This is a genomic window from Lysinibacillus sp. Ag94, assembly GCF_023242215.1.
Taxonomy (GTDB): Bacteria; Bacillota; Bacilli; order Bacillales_A; family Planococcaceae; genus Lysinibacillus.
The window spans coordinates 3,794,825-3,816,754 of the sequence record NZ_CP096780.1; the positions used below are offsets into that span (position 1 = coordinate 3,794,825).

At 36.5% G+C, this 21,930-nt stretch carries 26 protein-coding genes; 6 read left to right on the forward strand and 20 right to left on the reverse strand.

The features are described 5' to 3' along the window. Positions 1 to 152: 152 nt before the first annotated feature. From MY533_RS17795 to MY533_RS17810, 4 genes are all read right to left on the reverse strand, one after another. Positions 153 to 1,946 carry a carbon starvation CstA family protein gene (locus MY533_RS17795; RefSeq protein WP_248716997.1) on the reverse strand — a complete coding sequence of 598 codons (1,794 nt, stop codon included), beginning with the start codon at positions 1,944 to 1,946 and terminating at the stop codon, positions 153 to 155. A gap of 120 nt (positions 1,947 to 2,066) precedes the next feature. Then, positions 2,067 to 2,813: a LytR/AlgR family response regulator transcription factor gene (locus MY533_RS17800; RefSeq protein ID WP_248716998.1), complete on the reverse strand. Its 747-nt coding sequence runs from the start codon at positions 2,811 to 2,813 to the stop codon at positions 2,067 to 2,069. A 4-nt stretch (positions 2,814 to 2,817) separates the two neighbouring features. Beyond that, complete coding sequence (locus MY533_RS17805; RefSeq protein WP_132362082.1) at positions 2,818 to 4,566, reverse strand: sensor histidine kinase; 1,749 nt, start codon at positions 4,564 to 4,566, stop codon at positions 2,818 to 2,820. A gap of 23 nt (positions 4,567 to 4,589) precedes the next feature. Further along, on the reverse strand, positions 4,590 to 5,087 hold the full coding sequence (locus MY533_RS17810; RefSeq protein WP_248716999.1) for an NUDIX hydrolase: 498 nt from the start codon (positions 5,085 to 5,087) through the stop codon (positions 4,590 to 4,592). A gap of 163 nt (positions 5,088 to 5,250) precedes the next feature. Here MY533_RS17810 and MY533_RS17815 point away from each other — a divergent pair, with 163 nt between their 5' ends. Further along, entirely contained in the window at positions 5,251 to 5,802 is a 552-nt protein-coding gene (locus MY533_RS17815) for a hypothetical protein (protein WP_248717000.1), read from the forward strand. A 147-nt stretch (positions 5,803 to 5,949) separates the two neighbouring features. Here the strand turns inward: MY533_RS17815 and MY533_RS17820 are convergent, their stop codons facing one another. Then, on the reverse strand, positions 5,950 to 6,393 hold the full coding sequence (locus tag MY533_RS17820; protein ID WP_248717001.1) for a MarR family winged helix-turn-helix transcriptional regulator: 444 nt from the start codon (positions 6,391 to 6,393) through the stop codon (positions 5,950 to 5,952). A gap of 144 nt (positions 6,394 to 6,537) precedes the next feature. On the opposite strand from MY533_RS17820, the gene MY533_RS17825 reads away from it, so the two are divergent. Further along, positions 6,538 to 7,029 carry a CarD family transcriptional regulator gene (locus MY533_RS17825; protein WP_248717002.1) on the forward strand — a complete coding sequence of 164 codons (492 nt, stop codon included), beginning with the start codon at positions 6,538 to 6,540 and terminating at the stop codon, positions 7,027 to 7,029. A gap of 649 nt (positions 7,030 to 7,678) precedes the next feature. On the opposite strand, the gene MY533_RS17830 is transcribed toward MY533_RS17825, so the two are convergent. After that, a complete protein-coding gene (locus MY533_RS17830) occupies positions 7,679 to 8,050 on the reverse strand; it encodes a HesB/IscA family protein (RefSeq protein ID WP_248717003.1) in 372 nt (123 codons plus the stop codon). A gap of 184 nt (positions 8,051 to 8,234) precedes the next feature. Between MY533_RS17830 and MY533_RS17835 the strand changes: the two genes are divergently transcribed. Next, a complete protein-coding gene (locus MY533_RS17835) occupies positions 8,235 to 8,927 on the forward strand; it encodes a DUF2225 domain-containing protein (protein ID WP_248717004.1) in 693 nt (230 codons plus the stop codon). Between the two features lie 50 nt (positions 8,928 to 8,977). Here MY533_RS17835 and MY533_RS17840 read toward each other — a convergent pair whose 3' ends face one another. Then, the gene (locus tag MY533_RS17840; protein ID WP_100546189.1) at positions 8,978 to 9,214 is read right to left on the reverse strand and encodes a NifU family protein; all 237 of its coding nucleotides are present in this window, start codon (positions 9,212 to 9,214) and stop codon (positions 8,978 to 8,980) included. An 83-nt stretch (positions 9,215 to 9,297) separates the two neighbouring features. Here MY533_RS17840 and MY533_RS17845 point away from each other — a divergent pair, with 83 nt between their 5' ends. Next, a complete protein-coding gene (locus MY533_RS17845; protein WP_132361758.1) occupies positions 9,298 to 9,633 on the forward strand; it encodes a YuzD family protein in 336 nt (111 codons plus the stop codon). 70 nt (positions 9,634 to 9,703) lie between these two features. Here MY533_RS17845 and MY533_RS17850 read toward each other — a convergent pair whose 3' ends face one another. Then, on the reverse strand, positions 9,704 to 10,768 hold the full coding sequence (locus MY533_RS17850; protein WP_248717005.1) for an NAD(P)/FAD-dependent oxidoreductase: 1,065 nt from the start codon (positions 10,766 to 10,768) through the stop codon (positions 9,704 to 9,706). A gap of 357 nt (positions 10,769 to 11,125) precedes the next feature. On the opposite strand from MY533_RS17850, the gene MY533_RS17855 reads away from it, so the two are divergent. Beyond that, complete coding sequence (locus MY533_RS17855) at positions 11,126 to 11,362, forward strand: YuzB family protein (RefSeq protein WP_132361762.1); 237 nt, start codon at positions 11,126 to 11,128, stop codon at positions 11,360 to 11,362. A gap of 126 nt (positions 11,363 to 11,488) precedes the next feature. Here MY533_RS17855 and MY533_RS17860 read toward each other — a convergent pair whose 3' ends face one another. Further along, entirely contained in the window at positions 11,489 to 12,250 is a 762-nt protein-coding gene (locus MY533_RS17860; protein ID WP_248717006.1) for a TIGR01457 family HAD-type hydrolase, read from the reverse strand. Continuing rightward, a complete protein-coding gene (locus MY533_RS17865) occupies positions 12,247 to 12,699 on the reverse strand; it encodes a DUF86 domain-containing protein (RefSeq protein WP_132361766.1) in 453 nt (150 codons plus the stop codon). Before MY533_RS17865 ends, MY533_RS17860 begins: the two co-directional genes overlap by 4 nt. 88 nt (positions 12,700 to 12,787) lie before the next feature. On the opposite strand from MY533_RS17865, the gene MY533_RS17870 reads away from it, so the two are divergent. Continuing rightward, on the forward strand, positions 12,788 to 13,054 hold the full coding sequence (locus tag MY533_RS17870) for a DUF3055 domain-containing protein (RefSeq protein WP_049669114.1): 267 nt from the start codon (positions 12,788 to 12,790) through the stop codon (positions 13,052 to 13,054). Positions 13,055 to 13,231: 177 nt separating this feature from the next. Here MY533_RS17870 and MY533_RS17875 read toward each other — a convergent pair whose 3' ends face one another. From MY533_RS17875 to MY533_RS17920, 10 genes are all read right to left on the reverse strand, one after another. Then, the gene (locus tag MY533_RS17875) at positions 13,232 to 13,450 is read right to left on the reverse strand and encodes a hypothetical protein (RefSeq protein ID WP_371873366.1); all 219 of its coding nucleotides are present in this window, start codon (positions 13,448 to 13,450) and stop codon (positions 13,232 to 13,234) included. A gap of 40 nt (positions 13,451 to 13,490) precedes the next feature. Next, entirely contained in the window at positions 13,491 to 14,018 is a 528-nt protein-coding gene (locus tag MY533_RS17880) for a D-glycero-alpha-D-manno-heptose-1,7-bisphosphate 7-phosphatase (RefSeq protein ID WP_248717007.1), read from the reverse strand. Between the two features lie 341 nt (positions 14,019 to 14,359). Next, on the reverse strand, positions 14,360 to 14,713 hold the full coding sequence (locus MY533_RS17885; protein WP_248717008.1) for a YutD family protein: 354 nt from the start codon (positions 14,711 to 14,713) through the stop codon (positions 14,360 to 14,362). A gap of 32 nt (positions 14,714 to 14,745) precedes the next feature. Further along, entirely contained in the window at positions 14,746 to 15,669 is a 924-nt protein-coding gene (gene lipA / locus MY533_RS17890) for a lipoyl synthase (RefSeq protein WP_132361772.1), read from the reverse strand. Positions 15,670 to 15,881: 212 nt separating this feature from the next. Beyond that, positions 15,882 to 16,670, reverse strand: a complete 789-nt coding sequence (gene yunB, locus MY533_RS17895) for a sporulation protein YunB (RefSeq protein WP_248717009.1) — start codon at positions 16,668 to 16,670, stop codon at positions 15,882 to 15,884. 43 nt (positions 16,671 to 16,713) lie between these two features. Further along, positions 16,714 to 17,823, reverse strand: a complete 1,110-nt coding sequence (locus tag MY533_RS17900) for an HD-GYP domain-containing protein (RefSeq protein ID WP_248717010.1) — start codon at positions 17,821 to 17,823, stop codon at positions 16,714 to 16,716. A gap of 41 nt (positions 17,824 to 17,864) precedes the next feature. Next, on the reverse strand, positions 17,865 to 19,229 hold the full coding sequence (locus MY533_RS17905; RefSeq protein WP_248717011.1) for a bifunctional metallophosphatase/5'-nucleotidase: 1,365 nt from the start codon (positions 19,227 to 19,229) through the stop codon (positions 17,865 to 17,867). 82 nt (positions 19,230 to 19,311) lie between these two features. Then, complete coding sequence (locus tag MY533_RS17910) at positions 19,312 to 20,133, reverse strand: sulfite exporter TauE/SafE family protein (RefSeq protein WP_248717012.1); 822 nt, start codon at positions 20,131 to 20,133, stop codon at positions 19,312 to 19,314. Next, complete coding sequence (locus tag MY533_RS17915) at positions 20,133 to 20,990, reverse strand: DUF72 domain-containing protein (RefSeq protein ID WP_248717013.1); 858 nt, start codon at positions 20,988 to 20,990, stop codon at positions 20,133 to 20,135. Before MY533_RS17915 ends, MY533_RS17910 begins: the two co-directional genes overlap by 1 nt. A 313-nt stretch (positions 20,991 to 21,303) precedes the next feature. Then, complete coding sequence (locus MY533_RS17920) at positions 21,304 to 21,906, reverse strand: nitroreductase family protein (RefSeq protein WP_248717014.1); 603 nt, start codon at positions 21,904 to 21,906, stop codon at positions 21,304 to 21,306. Positions 21,907 to 21,930 lie beyond the last annotated feature (24 nt).

The window sequence follows — 21,930 nt, forward strand, 5'->3', positions numbered from 1 at the left end:
CCTAGGGCGTCCAGCCTCACTCCAATCAACTTATAAATAACATACATTTCAACAAATAATCCGCTACTTTTGATGATGAACCATCATTAAAAAATAAAAGAAACTATTGAAAGCTAGTATACGACTAATTTTCAATAGTTTCTCTCTTTTCATTATGAAGCGGTTTGTGATACTAAATACTTTGGTGCCTTCCAAAGCTTTGCCCATTTTTTAAATGCGGCTATCACAATTATTAAGCCTAAAATTAACATAATAACAGACAATACACCATTTAACATATTGTATCCAGCAGCCGCTGTATTCCAATAAACATTTTTAATCATCCAAAGGCCAGCTACGTTTACAGTGACAAATAAATAGGCCAATGGAATAAAGCAAGTTAAGGCGTAGATTCGCTTATCTGCAACTTTTAAGACTATTGTTACACCACATACTAAACCGATTGTTGCCATCAACTGATTCGAAACGCCAAATAATACCCAAATCGAACTGATATCTCCTGAATACAATAAATAGCCCCACATAAAGCATGCAAGTGCACTTGCAAAGATTGTTCCTGGAAGCCAATTTGTACGCTTCAATGGCTTGTAAACATTGCCGCCAAAATCTTGAATTAAATAGCGCGCTACACGTGTCCCAGCATCAATAGCCGTTAAAATAAAGACCGCCTCAAACATGATCACGAATTGATAGAAATAAGAAGACATTTCGGCAAACCAAGGAATCCCCGTGAAAATATCAGTCATCCCAACTGCTAGCGTTACAGCTCCACCTGTGCGTCCTTCTAAGTCCATCCCAATATTTTCAGCTAATGCCTGTAAATGTACCGGTTCCATTCCTAATGTAGCAAAGACTGCAGGAGCTGAATTTATCGCAAAATAATCTGCAGGATGTAGAGCCGTTGCTGCGATTAAAGCCATTACACCTACTAAAGATTCTACGAGCATAGCACCGAAACCAACGATACGAATATCTTCCCAGCGATCAATCATTTTTGGCGTTGTCCCAGAGCCTACAAACGCATGGAAGCCAGAAATAGCCCCACAGGCAATTGTAATGGAGACGAATGGCCATACTGGACCAGCAATTACTGGGCCACCACCATGAATAAACTCTGTAATTGGTGGAAATTGAATGATTGGGTTGACGAAAAAGACCCCAATAATTAACGCAATAAATACGCCAATTTTCATGAAACTACTTAAATAATCACGCGGGGCTAATAAGAGCCATACAGGTAATGCCGCCGCAAAAAATGCATAGATAGGTAGAATAATAGCTAAGGTATTACGGTCAAACGTTAAAAAATCACCAAAGGCTGTCCCTTGAATCATCGGTCCAACAAATACACCGATCATTAACAAAATAAAGCCAACTGTTGACGTAACTATTAAATTTCCTGTTTTACGATAAGCAATACCAACAAGCATCGCTATTGGAATCGTAATCCCTACTGCAAAAGTTCCCCACGGATTTCGCTCCAACGCACCAAGGACAACCATCGATAGCCCGGCCATTGTAATTGTAATAATGAAAAGCATGGCAAGGCCTGTACAAAATCCTGCAACAGGTCCTAATTCCTTCTTCATTACCTCTGATAACGACTTTCCTCCATGGCGCATAGAAGCGAATAACACTACCGCATCATGCACTGCACCACCGATTACTGCACCAATTAACAACCAAAGAAGCCCTGGCAAATAGCCAAATTGTGCAGCTAAAATAGGGCCAACTAACGGTCCAGCTGCTGCAATCGCTGCAAAATGATGACCAAATGTTACCCACTTATTCGTCGGAACATAGTCTTTACCATCCTCCATAGCGTGTGCTGGGGTGGGCGTATCATCTTTTATCTTAAGTACCTTCTTTGTGAAAAATATGCCATACAAACGATAGCTAATCATCAGTACACAAATGGAACCTATTACAATTGTAATAGCATTCATGTTATCACTCCTTTTTTACGTTTTCCACATCATAGCAAACGAATTGAAAGATTATTCGTAAAATTCACCAAAATGTCAGAATTTTAAGTTGAAAGGGTGTTTTCTACTGTTGAAATGCAGTTATTTTGATAGCTGGAAAATCTTGCGCACTTCCTTCATATAAAGCCTGCTAACAGGTATCGAATGTCTATTATGCAAAATCAAATTATATTTAGAATTACTCCAAGGCTCCAGCTCTACAATATGGTCTAAATTGACGATAAATGCCCGATGGACACGCACAAAACCTTTTAAAGTGAGTTTCTTCTCCAAAACGGCTAACGACTCTGAAGCAAAATATTTCCCTTTCTCAGTGACAACAATCGTCTTACTATCTTCAGATGTACAATATAAAATTTCCTGTATATTAATAAGCAAAATTCGATCATTCACATAAACTGTTAATTTATCAAGCTTGTCCAATTGTAAATGCTTTAACTTCTCCAGCGTTTTATCCTGCGTCGCTCTTCTTTTCGCTACTAGCTTTTCAACTGCACTTTGTACACGCTCTTGCTCAAATGGTTTTAAAATATAATCAAAGGCGTTCACTTCGAATGCCTGTAATGCATACTCATCATAAGCAGTAGCAAAAATAATTTCAGGTTTAAATATGCTTTGTTGCAGCTGTTTTGCTAATTCAAGGCCATTATTTACGCCTAGCTGAATATCTAAAAACACACAATCAATCTGCTCATACTGAGGATCCTGCAGTATATCCTCCAAATCCTCCGATTCTCCAATAATCTGGACTAACTTTGTTTGTTCCAATAAATATCGCAATTCAGCCCTTGCTAACGGTTCATCATCTACTATATAGACATTTAACATTTCTCTACTCCCATCTTGTGGCTTTTAACGGCAGCTGAATCATAATTTTCGTGCCAACATCCAGCGTACTTGAAATGTGAAAATCTGCCTCAGTTCCATAAATTTCATGGATACGCTGATATATATTCCATAAAGCTGTCCCTGTCCCTTGCTCGGATTGCATGATCGTTTTGCCAAGCTGTTTAACTTGCTCTTCTCTCATCCCACAGCCATTATCCTCTGTCAACAGCAATAGCTTATTATTAATTCGTTGCACTTTCACGTCAATTTTGCCTTCCTTACGATTTTTAAAGGCATGATAAATGGCATTTTCAACAAGCGGCTGTAAGGTAAACGGCGGAATTTGCACGTCAAAAAGTGATTCATCTAAGTGAAATTGCACATCATAGCGGTTCGGAAACCTCGTTTGTTCAATCGACAAATAAGCCTCCACATGGTCAATTTCATTTTTTAACGGAATTAGCATTTGACGAGCGCCCTGCAAATTACTCCTAAAAAATGTACTAAGCTTTATCAATAATGCTCTAGCTTCATCGGCATCCGTTCGAATCAAACTTGAAATCGTATTGAGACTATTAAAAAAGAAATGAGGATGAACCTGTGCTTGAAGCGCTTTAATTTCGGCATCCTTTAACAGCTTCCTTTGCTGCTCAACTTCAGCATATTCAAGCTGTGATGAAAATAATCGACTAAGCCCCTCAGCAAGCTCCTTTTTCGCCCCTGTTAATGAAGAAATGTTGATAAAATATAACTTTAACGTACCTACTGTTTTATGCTGTACTTTTAATGGTACGACAATCGCAGCACTTAAAGGACAATCTTCATGTGGACAATTTATTTCTTTTGCTGATATCGCTGTTATAATACGTCCCTCTACTAATACACGCTTCGTTAAAGCGGTCATTATTTCTTGATGAATAACATGATGGTCCTCACCTATTCCTGCATGCGCTAAAATTCCACTTGTATCCGTAATCGCGACTGCATCAACTTCGATCTCTCTTTTAATAATTTCCGCAACCGTTCGGCAAGATTCTTCATTTAACCCTTTACGAAAATGTTCAATCGTTTGTTGTGCAATAGAGAAGGCTTGGTGTGTTTGTGATGCTTTTGTGTGCTCTTCCTCATCAATAAAAGTTTTAATAATAATGAAAAATATCAAAATTCCAAAGGCATTCATAAAAATCATCGGTAGCGCTATTAAAGAAACTAATTGCAAAGCTTGTTCAAATGGTTTTGCCACTATTAAAATAATAAGCATTTGTAAAGTCTCTGCACATATTCCGATCATAACAGCCTTTTTATAGGAAAAGGTTTGACGTATTTTTAATTGCTTACTTAAACTACCAGTAATGAATCCTGCTAGTATTGTCGAAACACCACAGGCAACCGCTGTAAAACCGCCAAGGGTCATACGATGAATCCCTGCAATAATCCCCACGCTAACACCAACAAGTGGTCCACCAAAAATACCAGCAATCGCTACGCCAATTAGCCTCGTATTCGCAATAGCTTCCTCTGCATTTATAGTGCTATGTATCATATTTAAAGGATTGATAGACCCACCTTCGATCTTTATCCCTGTATAGCTGCTAACTATACTTAAAGCACTAAAAATAATAATAAGCCAAACCTTTTCCTTAACCCCTTGATCCTGAAATAACACTCCTCGAAAGAGCCGCCATCTTGACATTAAAAAAGCAAACACAATGATTAGCCCTACTCGCTCTAACATAAATAAAAAAAGCTCCATCATAGGTCCCATCCTCTGTCACTTTATTTTTTAAAGAACAATTTATAAGAGGAATAGCCAAAGACATCTCCTGGGTTAATGTCTTCAATCCCCTCCAATTGGTGCTTTTCAAATTGGTTGGACGCCATTTCTTTTAACATGACTGATGTCATTTCATCCTGAACGAGCTCCGATGGATACATCCATTTCGCTGTTAATAATTCATTTTCCTGAATGCAAATCTGCTGCTGCTCATCCTTCATCCGACAATAAAATATCGCCATATTATCACTAATGTCACCACGAATCACTCCCGTTCGAAAACCAATTAAACCTGATACGTAGCAATCGATACCCGTTTCTTCTTTTAATTCACGAACAACCGCTTCATCTATGGTTTCACCAGCATTGACAAAACCAGCTGGCAATGACCATCTTCCCTTTAATCCACTATACGCCTTTTTAACAACTAGCCATTGACCTAACGCATTTACTGTTACCCCTGCAACACCTAACCAAACTTTTCCTCTATCTTTTTTCATAAGCTTCACCCCTATAGCACTATTATAACGATCAATTCTCCCTATATAGAAGCATTAAATCAGAAAATTATGGTTACTTCATATACACACTGGTTCCAATTTTGTAAATATGTTACACTTTGTAGTAAAGGGAGTATTCATTCTATTTAGAGGGAGGCGTTTTATGTTAAACGAAATATCACCTAAGGCAAAACTTTTTATTATAGCGATAGTGTTACTCTTACTATTGCCCTTCATCGTTTTCTTGTTGCCGCATACCATTTCCCAAACGTTTTATTTTAGCAAAGATAATATCGTGCTAATTACTCCAACAAGCAACTTCACTATGCTTTTCCTAGCAATTACGTTCATTATTTTAGCGTTGATCATGCTTGGTTTTAAACGAAATAAATACACCTATTTAATTACGATTATAGTCATCGTGAGCAGTCTAGTTTTAGGCTATTTTTCTCTTTTAAGTTATACCGCTATACAAAAAACACAAATGGTTTTCAAAGAATTTCATCATCAAACTACATATGAATGGCAAGATATTAAGGAAGTAATATATGAGTATGAAGCAGATGCAGCAGGCACTTATTATTTCCAAACTAAAAATAACGAAAAGTTTGTCATTAAAGAAAATGGACAATTTGGCTTAGATGAAAAAAGCGCCATTTACACTATAGCAAATGACAATGGCGCTACGTTTATAGAACGCGAGAAGGTAAAGTAACACTTATTTTGAACACCCTTAAAAAAGCCACTTTCGAGAGCGAAAGTGGCTTTTGGATTTTTTAATGTAAACTACATCCTAAGATAGTACCCTATCTTTTTATGTAATAAGTTGTTCAAGCATTTTCCATATTTAAACTACGAAAACTTATACTTCCAACTGCTTCATATCCCAATTAAGTTTTAAGATATTTTTTAATCGACTGACCTGATCTTCTCCAATTGTATCGACCAGTTGTTTTTCTATTTCTGCTTTACATAATTGATTTTTTTCAAAGCAATCTTCACCAAATTCAGTCATTCGAATAGCTTTATGTTTTTTACTATGTTCGACACTCATAACTGTCACCAACCCTTTAACTTCCAAACTCTTTATTATTTTATGGGTTGCTTGTCTTGAAAATTTAACATTTTTAGCTACATCTGAAATCGTAAGTTGTTTTTTATAAATAATCCCTAAAATATACCACTCTGAATTTGAAATATATATATCGTTTTGCTCATTCCACTTCTCTTCCGCAAGTCTTCGAAGTAGTTCGTGACGTTCGCTCAACAAATCAATGACATCTCGATTCTGCAATTCGTCCTTCAACTAGTTCACCTTCATTTCCTATTTTTCGTTATTAATATACAAAAAACAGCGCAAATCGTCAACTAAGTTGACAAAAACCTTTAAATTGTTTACAATTAATTTAGTCAACTTAGTTGACAATATAGTTTGTTGGAGGGGATATACATGTACAACATTGGCGATGTAGTTATTTACTCATCACATGGACTTTGTTCTATTGAAGATATTTGTGAACAAACCTTTAACGACATTACTAAATCTTATTACGTTTTAAAACCATTAAATGATCCACAATTAATCATTCGTACCCCTATTGACAATTCCAAAAAACAGCTTAGAGATGTTATTAAAGAAGAAGAAGCCCTCCGTATTTTACATTCATTCACATCACCTGGTGTGGAATGGATTGAACAAAATACACATCGAATGAGATTCCATTTAGACATCATTAAATCTGGCAATCGCCAAAAACAAGCAAAGCTGTTAAACACATTGCTACGAAAAAAGCTCGAATATAAGACCAATGAAAAAAAATTCCCTAACCAGGAAGAAAAATTATTGCAATCTTTACAAGATACTATCTTTTCTGAATTTTCTATAGCTCTTAATAAACCATCCGACGAAATTTATGATTATGTTTTAACACAACTTCACTAGTTGTGAATTATCGGTACAGTAATAAGGCCACGATCAAAAATAATCGTGGCCTTATTCTTATGTAAAAAGAAATATAAAAAGGTTCTGCTTCATAGTTGAAGCAAAGTAATAGTTCATGTTTAAAATCTTCATGTTCAATTACTATTCAAAAAGTTAGGATTTGCATCTAGGATTGATATTCATACCTGCCAATTTCTTTTGTTCTCTTCTCCAGCATACATGATTGCTTCTAATTATTTTTGTAAGTTAATTCTTATCTTTTTTTCCCTGTGGTAACGGTCAATCATCTGTTGCATGTTATTCTACATATAGTGGGAGGTAATAATTTGATTATTTTTTCGTTTATTATCGTTTACTTCATGCCTATACTCGGGATTATTTTTTGTTTAAATCTTGTCAGCATTTTAACTAAAATTAAGAAGGATGAAAAGACAACAAAGAATACATTTTGGCTTACACTTTCATTCGTTCTAATAATTTGGTCTATATCTATGGGAACTATTATGGAGTAAGACGAAATTGCCAACTCCATTTTGTTAGGAGATTGCTTCTTTTTCAAGAACATACAAAAAGCCTTTTCAATTCGTTATGTTTTCCAACATACAAATTAAAAAGGCTTGGTATCTACACACATTTAGCCAATTAATTTCTAATCACAAATCTCAGGCGTACCTTCACGTTTCGCCGTTTTAAAAGACGTGCCACAGCCACATGATGCAATCGCATTTGGATTGTCTATTGTGAAGCCTCCGCCCATTAGCGATTGCTTATAGTCAATTTTTGTCCCCATTAAAATCGGCGCATCTTCACGGGAAACAAGAATTGTTAAACCATGTTGTATATCTTCAAAATCATCTTCTTTTTTCTCTTTATCAAAATGCATACCGTATGATAGGCCACTGCATCCGCCACCATTAACAACTACACGTAAAAACGAACCTTGCTCTTCATTGTGCTCCATCATTTCATTAATATGAAAGACAGCCGCTTCAGTAACTTCAATTACTTGCTTACTTGTCATCCCAATCACCTTCCTTCTTCTTATTATCATATCAATTTTGACTATTGTATGACAAACATTCAGCTTCAAAAGGGTTTTTAGTAAAAATTCTAATATTTTTCACATTTTTAGTATTTTTTATCCATTTCTATAAAATCTTCATTGGTATAATAGTTATAATAAGTCGATGAAAGAGGTATAAAATATGGAGATTTCACCTTATTACGAAAAAAAAATTCAATGTCTTAATTGCAACAAAGAATTTCCAACATTAAAAGTACGCTCTAAATTCATTAAAGTAGATCATACAGAAACAGATTTTCATCCTATTTATGCAGACGGTATAAATGCCCTTTATTATAATGTATTTGTTTGTGAGCATTGTGGATTTTCATTTACAGAAGACTTTTCTAAATATTTTTCTCCTGGCACGCAAGATGAAATTCGCGCGCAAATTACAGAAAAGTGGGTACACCATGATTTTAAGGGCGAACGCACTGTATTCCAAGCAATACAAGCATATAAATTAGCATTCCTTTGCGGTACGATTAAAAAAGAAAAATTTGTTGCTATAGCTGGGCTTACATTACGTCTTGCATGGCTTTATCGTTCACTAAAAAACGAAGGCCAAGAGCAGCGCTTTATGACAATGGCCAGAGATTACTATATGGATTCGTATTCAACTGAGGATTACAGTTCAACGCAAATGTCAGATATACGCATTATGTATATGATTGCCGAACTATCACGACGTATAGGTGATTTAGAAAATGCTACACGCTTCTTTTCAAAAGTCATTGAAAAGCAAAGTATTGGCGGAGAAGCGAAGATCGTGGATATGGCTAAGGAACAATGGGCAATTATTCGAGAAGAAAAAGAACATGCTCGCCAACTTTAAGAAAAAAAGTTCTAGTCTGAATACATCAGCTAGAACTTTTTTTAGTCGTTTTAGAATACTTGCTCTACTTCAATAACACCTGGTACTTCTTCTAATAATGCGCGCTCGATACCAGCTTTAAGTGTAATTGTTGAACTTGGGCAACTACCACATGCACCTAATAAACGTAATTTTACAATGCCGTCTTCTACATCTACTAATTCACAGTCTCCACCGTCACGTAGTAAGAATGGGCGTAATTTATCTAATACCTCTTGAACTTGATCGTTAATTGTTGCTTCAGCCATTTGTCTCGACTCCTTTCCTTATAATGATTATAATGTTAGCAACAGAAAAAATCCAATATTGAATCACGAGGAGTGGAAATGAAATGAGTCAAACGAAACCAATGATTGAAATTTACGGAACAGCGGTAATCTGTGCAAGTTGTGTCAATGCCCCGTCTTCAAAGGATACATATGAGTGGCTACAAGCAGCCATAGATCGAAAATATCCAAACCAAGGATATGATATTCGCTATATCGATATCGAAGGACCAATTGAGAATGAGCGCGATCAAGATTATGCTACACGTATTCAAGAAGATGAATTTTTTTATCCACTTGTCCTGATAAATAATGAAGTAGTGGGCGAAGGCTATGTGCAATTAAAGCCTGTATTTACTGCACTTGAAAACTTAGGTTTCGTTCCTGGCGAAACCGTTTAAAAGAAATAAAAGGAATTGTTTCAAATATAAATTTTGAAACAATTCCTTTTTATAAGGATTAACAACCTAATTAGTCATTTTGACGTTTGTAGTACCATAATAATCCTGATTTCATTAAGCGTGCGATACGTCCTGTTACTGTTGTATCTGCTAAGTAAACGAAGCCTTGTTTTTTACCAAGAGCTCCCATGAATCCTTTTAATTTAATGTCAGGCATTTTCTCAGGTAGGTTTTCGCCTTTCCAACGCATGCGAAGTACTTTGACGATTTGTTCTGCTTGCTCCTCCGCTAACTGCGCAGTTGGAGGTAAGTCTGAAGCAGCACAGTCACCTACAACATATACATGCTCATCATCAAGAAGATTGAAATATTGTGTGACAACCGGACGTCCTTGTTTATCTTTCTCGACTTCTAAATCACGAACAATTTTGACTGGCTGTACACCAGCAGTCCATACTACAGTATCGAGTTCAATTTCTTCATCGTGATTGTAAATTTTACCTTGTTCGATTTTTGTAATATTTGAATTGGCAATAACTTCAACATCATGCTTTACGAACCAGTCTTTCACATATTTACTTAGCTTTTCTGGGAAGTCCTTTAAAATACGTGGACCACGGTCGAATAACTTTATTTTTAAATCTGAACGGCTTTCACGTAGCTCACTTGCAAGCTCAATACCACTTAAGCCTGCTCCTACAATTCCGACTGAAGAGCCTGCTGGTAAACCACAAAGTGCTTGGAATGTTGAACGTGATTTCGCCATTGTCTGAATGCTATATGTGTACTCCTCTGCACCTGGTACACCATGATATTTATCCTCACAGCCAAGACCAATGACTAAATCATCATATTCAATACGTTGTCCATCTTCTAAAATGACTACTTTTTCCGCACGATTAATTTCAACAACTTCTCCATATACAGCCGTTAAACGTTCATGCTCCGGGAAGCATACACGAATTTCTTTATCTGTTGCAGTCCCTGCTGCTAATGCGTAAAATTCTGTTTTTAAACTATGGAAAGGGGCTCTGTCTACTATTACAACTTCTTTATCTAATGGAAGGTTTGGTAAAAGTCGAAGCATAACACGCATATTGCCGTAGCCGCCACCTAAAAGTACTAATTTTCCCATAATAGTCTCCTTTTATATCTCTTGTATTAATTGTTCACAAAGTATCCACAAAAGAGTATAACTGATTGTGAGAAGTTTCACAATATCAGAATGCAATTTTGTGAAAGATTTCACAAAACACATGCTAACTTGCTTTTTTCGAACGGTTTTTGTATCATTTGGGATCTGATAAATTGTCGCTATTGTTTGAATTTTCCTTGAATATCGTTTTCTTCTCTTCACTTTTGTAAAGGGAATTTACATCATTTGGTGTGCGCACAACTTTATCATTTAGTATCTGCTTTTATATCAAGATCCACTCAAATCATTGACGAATGTTTTAAAAGCGAGTAGCATTACTTTGGTGAGGTGACATGTATGAATCCAATGGTTGAATTTTGTATAAGTAATTTGGCAAATGGCTCTCAAAAAACTTATGAAATATTAGAGCGTGATCCGAACATCGACGTTTTGGAATATGGTTGCCTTAGTTACTGTACAAAATGTTCAGAATCATTTTATGCAATCGTCAATGGTGAACTAGTTGAGGCTGATTCTCCTGAAGCGTTGACGAAGGCCATTTATCAATTTATCGAAGAAAATCCATTATGGTAATGAAGGCGTAACCCCTCATTCATCTAATGATGAAACACTTACTCTAAATTTGAACATATAAAAAGGATGTTATGCCAAAAAAATCGACATAAGCATCCTTTTTTTATGTTTGAACTATTCATTCAATTATGCCTCGGCAATTAAAGCTTCTACCACATAGGTAGGTTGCAGCTCCTTTTCAAGTACAACCTTTGTTGGTGTAACACCCGTATTGACATGGATTGTGTCACAGCCAAAACGAATTCCACACATAATATCTGTGTCGTAATTATCGCCAATCATCACCATTTCATCTTTCTTAAAGTCGTGCTCTGTTGCAATGACTTCAAGCATTGCCGGTGATGGTTTACCGATATAGATAGGCTCAACGTCTGCAACCTCGCCTACTAATCGGGCAAACGACCCATTACCTGGCAAAAATCCATGTTCTGTCGGGAATTTAATATCTTGATTCGTTGCTATAAACGTCGCACCATTTTGTACAGCAATTGTAGCCTTCGCAAGTGCCATATAATCTAGATTTCGATCAATTCCCATAACAAATACCTCTGGCTCATCCTTAGTTGGTTCAATGCCTTCATTAAATAACGCTTTACGAATACCATCAGAACCTAGCATGGCTACTTTTTTGCCAGGGAAATTCAAGGCTACATATTTTGCAGTAACTAATGCACTAGAGTAAATATGTTCTAACGGTGCATGCACACCTATAGCGCTTAAAGCTTCCTGCAGTTGCTCTCTTGTCTTAGAAGAATTGTTTGTTACGTAAAATGGCTCGATTCCTGTTTGTTGTAACCGATGAATAAAAGTAATCGCAGAAGGGATGCCGTCCTTTCCACGGTACACTGTACCATCTAAATCGAAACAATATGCCTTGTAGGTTTTCATTGATGATCCTCTGGTAAAAATGCGGAAACAGGGCCAAGTTCATTTGTTAAATAGCTATTCACAGCTGGTGAGAATTGCTTTAATGCTGGTAAAGTCGTTGTTAACACATTAACAACTTCCTGAACATCTACATTTGTGAATTCACGAACAAGCATTTTACGTAAGCCAACTACTGCTTTTAACGGCGCTTCCATGTCAGTAGATACGACTTTTTCATCGATTAAAATATCAATTATATCCTCATAGCTTCCTGGATCACGCATAATGAAACCGTCAATCATTAAATTTCCTACATCCATCATTGACTCCATCACATTGTGACCAATTCGCTCGATTGCTAATTTCTTCATATCGTTTTCTAGCCAGCTATCTTCTGACTCTAAAATTGCTAATAGTCCATCTAAGTACTGTAAGTTTTTTGTGATTTTATTACGATCTACAAAATACACAAGGAAAGCCCCCATTCAAATCTTTAAAAGTTGATAGTCATTTCTCTTCTATAGTACCATATCTATAGGACTGGAAGGAGATTAAAAGATGGAACGTTTTTTTTTATATGATGATGTAGAAGATACAAAAACACGCTTTGTTAGTTTTGCCGGGGATAAGTTACGTTATGATTTAGCCATTTTGCAATCGGGGCGTTTCTTTGGAAAAGTGCTTGTCATGGATATTCAATTTGGACGCTTTGCTATAATTGGTCCAGATGATGTAGAAGAGCCTGGCTATCTTGAACACGTATACAATCGCACAGAGGAAGATACAGTCGAGCTACGAGAATACTTACGTGAATTATTAAATTAACACCCTCCAAAGTGGGTGTTTTTTTGTGCCTGCAATATAGCAAATAAGAATTACATACAAAAAAAATTCCGCTTTTCTGCGAAAATAGGGTTCTAATTTACGCACTGTGCAACAGAAGGTTGGCGGAATTTTTTTGTAAATATCTTAAGTATCAATTATCCTCGTCGGATGGTGCTCCTACTTTTCATTATTTAATTTAGCAGGATTATCTTTATTGCGAGGCTTGTCTTTGTTCTCATTGTCATTTTGTTTTTTAGCTTGTTGATTTTGCCCAATTACGCCTAAATCATCAACACTAATATCAAAACCAAATCCGTATTCTTCACGATCTAACGATTTTTTATTTTCTTTAGTCAAATTAATCACCTCCAATAAATAAATTATCCTTATTTCCATCATTTATACGCTTTGTCTTTCCACTTCAACAATACTAGCGTTATGCTGTTGCATCCTTAATAATCCAATCAGCAGCACTAATTAAATCTGGAAAAACAGCATCTGCCAGTGGATCTTTCGCCCCTAAAAATACTCCCTTAGTTCCTGCTCGTTTGCCTGCTATAATATCTGTATCTGTATCTCCCACCATGTAAGATTTTGCTAAGTCAATATTATATTTTTCACCAAGATCTACGATTAATTTACTACTGGGTTTACGGCAGGCACAGCCCGACTTTGGTTTATGGGGGCAATAGACAACTTCGTGAATCATGGCCCCTTCCTTCTTCAATTCTTTTACCATATGCTCGTGTATTTTTTGTAGCTGCGTTTCTTTCATAAAACCCAATCCAACGCCACCTTGATTGGTTACTACAAATATATAGTCGAAGTATTTATTCAATTTTTTTATAGCTTTCGAAACATGCGGCAGGAAATAGAGATCCTTAGGTTTATTGACAAATTTAACACGATCCGTTAAAACTTCATTGATGACCCCATCACGATCCAAAAATACAGCTTTTTTCATCTAAACAACACACCTTTACTAAAAATAAGTAGGTTGCTATAAAAGCCAAAATACAGGCTCATTTCCATAGCGTGAGGTTGATTTCCGTTCCGGCTGGGCGCTTTGTGCTACCACTTGGCTTTCGCGCAGCTTCCTGGGGGCATCCGATGACCCACCGATTCCCAAGGAGTCGCCCAGCCTCCACTCCATCAATCTGCATTGTTTTATCAAGTGTCATTCCAACTCAAATGAAAAACTAAAAATAAAACAATTTATTAAATTCACTTTTATTATTACCATTTTTTTAAAACCTATCACTGCAAAGTAAAAACCTGATGCAATTTGCATCAGGTTTTAAATGTTTATTCTGCTATTTGTTCATTCTCAGCAAGCTTTGTCACTTGACTATCTTCACTTACTACAACTACCGGCTGCTGAGTGGATTTACCGGTTTTGCGCAAGACGAAATATGCACAGCCAAAATTACAATACTCAAATAAGTAATCTTGTAATGTACTAATCTTCGTATCGAAAGTGGCTTTTTGATTTTTATCATCAAAAAAGCCTTTTAAGCGTAATTGACTATAGCCCCAGTCGCCCACAATATAATCATATCTGGCTAAAATATCTGAGTATCGTTCCTTGAATACTTCCTCTTGAAAAGCTTCTTTGTAATCTTCAATAATTTCGTATTCATATCCTTCAATATTGATCAAAGTGGCACCGCCTTCTATTTCAGCATTTGTTCTTACTGTTCTGCTTGTAGCTGACGTTCTTTTGTCGCTTCGTTAACTTGTTCATCAGCATGATAGCTACTACGTACAAGTGGGCCTGCCTCACAATGCTTAAACCCTTTTTCCATTGCGATTTTACGTAGTTTACCAAACTCTATTGGAGAATAATACTTTTTAACAGGCAAATGCTTTTTCGTTGGCTGTAAGTATTGACCAATTGTCATAATATCTACGTCGTTTGCTCGTAAATCGTCCATAACTTCTAAAATTTCTTCATGTGTTTCACCTAAGCCTATCATTAATGATGACTTCGTAGGGATGTCTGGCTGCATTTCTTTTGCCAAACGAAGAAACTCTAACGAACGCTCATACTTTGCACGTGCACGTACTCTTGGCGTTAAGCGGCGAACTGTTTCAATATTATGATTTAAAATATCCGGCTTCGCATCCATTAACATTTGAAGGTTCTCTTGTAAACCACCTAAATCGGATGGTAAAACTTCAATTGATGTAAACGGACTTTTACGACGAATTGCACGGACTGTTTCAGCTAATACTTGCGCACCGCCATCCTTTAAGTCATCACGTGCTACCATTGTAATAACAACGTGCTTCAAGTTCATAATAGCTACTGAATCTGCTACTCGTTCCGGCTCAGCTAGGTCTAATTCATTTGGTAAGCCTGTTTTAACAGCACAGAAACGGCAAGCACGCGTACAAACCGATCCAAGGATCATCATTGTTGCTGTACGTCGTTCACCCCAGCATTCATGAATATTAGGACAGCGTGCCTCCTCACATACTGTATGCAGATTTTTTTCACGCATGAGCTTCTTTAGCCCTTTATATTCATCATTTGTGTTTAATTTAATTTTTAACCAATCTGGTTTTCTTAAATATTCTTCTTTTTCTTTGCTTGTAGGTTTACAAGATGTCATACGGATATCGCCCCTATCAAATATATGCAGTTTTTATATTACTATCTTCACTGTCAATGTAACATATTAAATGAACTCCAACAACTATAACAATTCAATTATGCCTCGGCATAATTTGTGTCCGGAATTGGGCTTTGTGCTTAGGATTGCGTAATGCAGGTCAGTGGATAAGCTTTCGGCAAAGAACATTCGCTGAAAGAAGTTAAACATTTTTACTTTTTAGGAGAGATAGGTACTTGAATTGAAGGTACCTCTTCACCACCATTTGAATAAACACTTGGAACATCCCCTCTTACTAAGCCCATCGCCACTGGAATATCCTGAGTAACTGTAGTAGTTTTACTAGCAAAAGGGACAATAATTTGCACATTTACTTCTATATGAATCCCTACCGACATATAGGCACTATTTATACCAAATTCCTCTATTGAAGAAGTAACTTCACTATGCACATTGCCAATTACATGAAAGCGTATTGGAATTTTAGGTCCTAAATTCCCGATTAAAGGGATATTAGCCGCCTGACTCAACGGCATATAAAAAACTACCCCATTCCCTTCATTGATCTTATTATAATCATATTCAACATTATCAAGATTTGGCAAATGCGACAACTCGCCTTGCTCTGCCTGCTCTAAATACAATTTTACTTGATTGACCGTTTCTGTTCGAACTCGATTAATCGTTTCCGTATTAACTTTCAAATCAGCATGGTTCCCAGGGGATACTTCTACAAGAATATCATTAACATCCATAACACTTGATGTACGAGAATCAATCGCTTTGCTCACAACGGAAGATGCAATTTTAGCCGTTTGTATTTCAGCATAATCTAAGTAGGTCGGCATAAGCTTCGCATTTAAATAATAAATAAATAAAAAAACACCGATAATCATAAATACGACTACTAGGGTTAATCGATTCAATCGACTTCCCTTTTTTCTATAGGTGCCATGATTACTATATGATCGTAATTTCATTCTTTTTCGAGGGAAAAACAAAAAATCTCCTCCTGTTCCTTAACGTATGAACAGGAGGAGATTTTTATTCGATTTTCACTGGTACAACATAATCTACTTCAACGCTTTCTATTATTACGGTTGGGTAGTCCACTAAATTAATTTCATATGTAGCTGCTAATAATTGATTTTGTTCCTCAAAAATACGCATCCAAGGTAATGCGGCATTCAATGCATTTTGTCTCGATACAATACCTCGGCGCCCATCCGATAATTTTAAAATAACACCATTTGGATAATGTACAACAGACCTTTTCAATGCTTTGACAATACGTGCATCGTATATTGTTCCAGCGCCTGCTTCTAAAATGGCTAGACCCTGAGAAGGTAGCATTTTTTCTCGATATACACGACTTGTAGTCACCGCATCAAAGACGTCTGCCACACCAATAATTTTGGCAAACGGGTGGATTTCAAAATCCACCAAGCCCCTTGGATAACCACTCCCATCAATCCGTTCATGATGTTGGAAAGCACAATGTGCAACAATCAATGATATGGAATGTAAATTACGTAACAAGTCAAACCCATATCGAGTATGCTGCTTCATCATTTCAAACTCTTCACACGTTAGGCGCTCAGGCTTTGTGAGGATCTCCTTTGGTACCATAAGCTTCCCAATGTCATGTAGCAAAGCGCCAATCCCAATTAAACGTAAATCCTCTACTGAGTATCCAAGCTCTTTTGCAATCGCTATCGAATATAGTGTGACTTGAAAGGAATGTTGATATAAATATTCATCAAACAAATACGCATCTGTTAGTATTGTTAAAATTTCATCATTCCCCTTTATTGCCAACAGTAACTCGTCTACAATTGAGACAATTGCTTTTGATTGTTGGTCAAGCACATAAGAGGCATTTACTGGATTTAAACCATTGATTGATTGGAAAGAATCTTTAATGGTTGAAATTGCTTTATTTCGAATAACAGTTGGCACTGTTTCCTGTACCTCAATACCCTTTGAAATTTTATCGTCAATATATAAATAATGCGTATTTAATTGTTGAAGCCTTTGTATGATACGTTCATTAATGACAACATCTTTCTTTAAAAGAGGATGCCCTGCCTCATTCCAAATGGTTCTTGCTAATACCATTCCTTCTTTTAATACATCGATTGAAATTAATCGCATGACCTTTTCCCCAATCCATTCTTAAAGCGTTTTATCTACTATTACTGAAAGAATCTTTGACCATAATCTATCATAATGTTTCGTAAAAATTCTGGTAGAATATATTTTTTCTTAGCATATTTAAAGCTTGGATAAAAATAACCGAACGTAAACAAATCAAGTGTTACTAATTTATAAATTCGATCATTATCCGCAAGCTTCCCATTGATCAGTAATTGGCGATCTTCATTCATCGAAAAGCCATAAGTTAACATCTTCCCAAAAATAACGCCTCTAAACCCTAATCCTTTTAGCTCAATATATGGCCATTCTTCATTTTTAGATTGCTGAAAAATTTCTTTCATTTCAGCAACTGATAATTCAATCGTACATAAATTTATAGGATGTGGGAAAATTCTATGCAAATCTAGTGCTGTCACTGTTCCCTTAGGTAAACCATCTAAAAAAATACCCGCGTTAAATAACGCACAATCTGCACCACTTTTCTCTAAAATTGCACGTGCAAACAAATCGGATAATTGTGAATAATGGAACCATTCCTTGTTGTACGATTTTCCCGTAGTAAATACGGGAACATCAAGTAATCGTTTGCCTTCCTTTTCAAAATATTGAACGATTTCATGTTCATTTTTAATCGCAGGCAAATCATTATTATGAATTAATGTATCCTTTTTTTCAACAATCTTCCTAGATTTTGTATCATATTCTAACATAAGATGGCCGGTATATTGTCCAAATTTCCCTCCACCCGTTAATAAAACGCCATTAATTAGCTTTCCATTAGGGAGAACATGATGTGTATGTGAGCCGAATATAACATCTATTTCTGGGCATTCCTCAGCTAAAAGCTCATCCTCTGTTATCCCTAAATGTGACAAACAAACAATTATATCTACTTCTTCGCGAAGCTGAAGTGCTAAGCGAATGAGTGAACTTCGTGCCTCATCTATCTCCCAGTCTAATTCGTTATAATAAATTTCAAACATAGCCGTTGCTGCAATGACTGCAATCTTTGTGCCATAAGCAGTTGTTAATACAACATACGGCTTCATCCACGCAGGATTTGGAACTTGAGAGGCATTCACATTAGCAACTACTACGTTAAAAGTTGCTTCATCATACAAATGGTATAGCTCCTCATGGGACAATGTTATACCTTCGTTATTACCAATTGTCACTACGTCGTAGCCCGCTTCATTTAATAATCTCACATTGCCCTTACCGACTGTTGCTTCCGTATAAATATTTGAACGATCTAAATGATCGCCAACATCAAATAAATAACTTGTTTCTCCCATGGTTGTTAGCTTCGTACGCATTTCTTCCACATAGGTTTGCATTCGTGGCCAATACTTAAAATGACTGTGCAAATCATTCGTATGAAATATATGAATTTTTTCCAGCAATTAAGCCACCTCTTCTTTAAATTAGCTTCTATGTCTGTAGAAGACTTTCTAGCAAAATCATCTTCACTTTCCGAACCTAATATTACAATAACCCTTCGATAATAGAACGAATTCCTAATAATAATAAAATAACTCGAAGTGCTACTACAAGCGTATCTGATTTAATTCTTTTATTGAATGCGGCCCCTAGCTTTGCTCCAATATAAGCTCCTGGAATAACAGGAATCGTATAGAGCCATGGAACGTGTCCTAAATAAATATGACTCGCTGAATTAACAATCGACGTTAAAAACACCATGAACATCGATGTTGCCACTGCAACGTGCGGTGGGAATAAAAATAAAATAATCATGGCAGGTACGATCATCGAGCCTCCACCGATACCAAATAATCCAGAGGCAAAGCCTATGCCAAATGTTAATGCAATCGCAAACCAAATGGGATACCCATAGATAAAGGTATTTCCTTCTTTATCTTTGAACTCCTGTTGCATGCCGTTTTTTACAAACCATTCTACAGGTTTCAAACGATCACGTACAAGTAATATCGTCGCTAAAATGATTAGTAAAATACCAAAATACAAATTAAATGATGGTACATCTAGCCCCTTATTTACCCATGCACCCAGCATTGTTCCAGGTATACTTCCTATAAAGAATATCCAACCACTCTTATAATCCACTGTTTTAGATTTCATATAGCTTAATGTAGAGGCAAGTCCAGTAAAAATCATCATGACAACAGATAAACCAACTACTTTTTGAGGAGTGATATCTGGTATCATCCCTAAATTTAACCCAACGTATAAAGTTGCTGGAACTAAGATAATTCCTCCACCAAGCCCAACCAACGAGCCAATTATCCCAGATAGTAATGCTATAATAACTAAAGCAAAAAATTCCATTATAGTTCCCCTTCAAATATGTTTAATTGTTTAGGCGCTAACCCTATGTCTTTAATCGCTAGAATACCTTGTAATTCCTTTGCATTTTTCGCTGCATGAAGCCCTGAATTATTATTAAATAATACATATAGATCCTGTACTTCTGAGTGGAGATGTTTCAAATGCTGTCCAAGCTGCTGCAATTCTTCACTATTGTAATCATATAAAAAGCGAACCTTCCGCCAGTTCTCGGCATTACCAGTATTACGCCAGCCATGAATGTTACGTCCATGAATACGTACAAGTGCCTTCGTCGCAGTAACCGTAGGATAAAATGGTACAGAGCCCACGCCTGCCTGTGGTTCATCACAAATTGTATGAATGAATTGGTGCTCTCGTAAAAAATCCATTGTTTGCTGCACTACATTGTCCGCATACCATGTTCGATTGCGAAACTCAATAGCTACGTCAAAGCCTTTGAGCTGCTGCCTAATATACAATAAATATTGTACATTCTTTGTCTGACAATCAAACCACGGCGGGAATTGTGCTAGTACAATCGCCAGCTTCCCATGACGTTTAAATTCATTGGCACATTCGATAAAGGCATTAAACATGTCATTCTTTGATTCAAACGGTATGTCGCCACGTAAATGACCAGTCATTCCTTGATAGGCCTTCACAACAAAACGAAAATTTTCGGGTGTATCCTCACACCACTTTCGAACATTCTCTTTAGAAGGTATTGCATAAAAAGAAGTATCTACTTCTACCGTTAAAAAGTGACCTGTATAATCGAATAATTTGTCCTTTGAGGCAGTCACTTCACTATAAAGCGAAGGATGATCACCCCAACCAGTTAATCCAACTATAATCATGTGACCCCTCCTCTATGTATATTTATCATAGCATATACTTTCTAATGAAATGCATATGGATATTTTCATATAAAATATAGGGTTCGCCAAACGTGGGGTTGTTCTGAGGGTGTCCGATGAACCGCTTCTAGGGGCGCGAAAGTGAAGCCTGATCCCCAAGGAGTCGCCCATCCTTCACTCCCAACAACCTAAGCATATGGTATAGCTGTAGCTGAAAATAAATGTTTTAACTATGTAGGATACAATTTCCCGAAAAATTAAAAACCCGGTTAAGTGCATCACGTCCACTTAACCAGGTTTATTATTGATTGAATTAATAAAATTTCACTACATCTTCAAAAGGTAAAGAAGTTTTTTCTCCGGGTTGCTCATTTGGCTCACCGAATGGCATTTGAGCTACAAGGCTCCATTCTGCAGGAATATTCCAAGTTTCTTTAACTTCCTCGTCAATAATTGGGTTGTAGTGCTGAATAGACGCGCCAATTCCTTCACTAGTTAAAGACATCCATGTTGCGTATTGTAGCATTGCATTTCCTTGATGAGACCAGAAAGGGAATTGCTCTTTATAAGAAGGAGCATTTTCTTGCATTTGTTCGATTGTTGCTTGACTTTCAAAGAATAAAATTGTTCCTACTCCATCTTTAAAGCCATGTAAACGCTCTTCTGTTACAGCAAAATTTTCTGCTGGAACACGCGCACGTAATGTTTCCTTAACAATATCCCAAAACTTTTCATGCTCATTATCCATTAAAACTACTAATCGTCCACTTTGCATATTAAATGAAGATGGTGCATGTACACTAATTTTTAATAGCTCTTCTATTTTTTCTTTTGTAATCGCAGCGTTTTTTTTCACTTTACGGATTGAACGGCGATTAATAATTGCTTCTTTTAAATTAGTTGTTGTTACTGACATTTGTAGTTCCTCCAAATTTTAGTA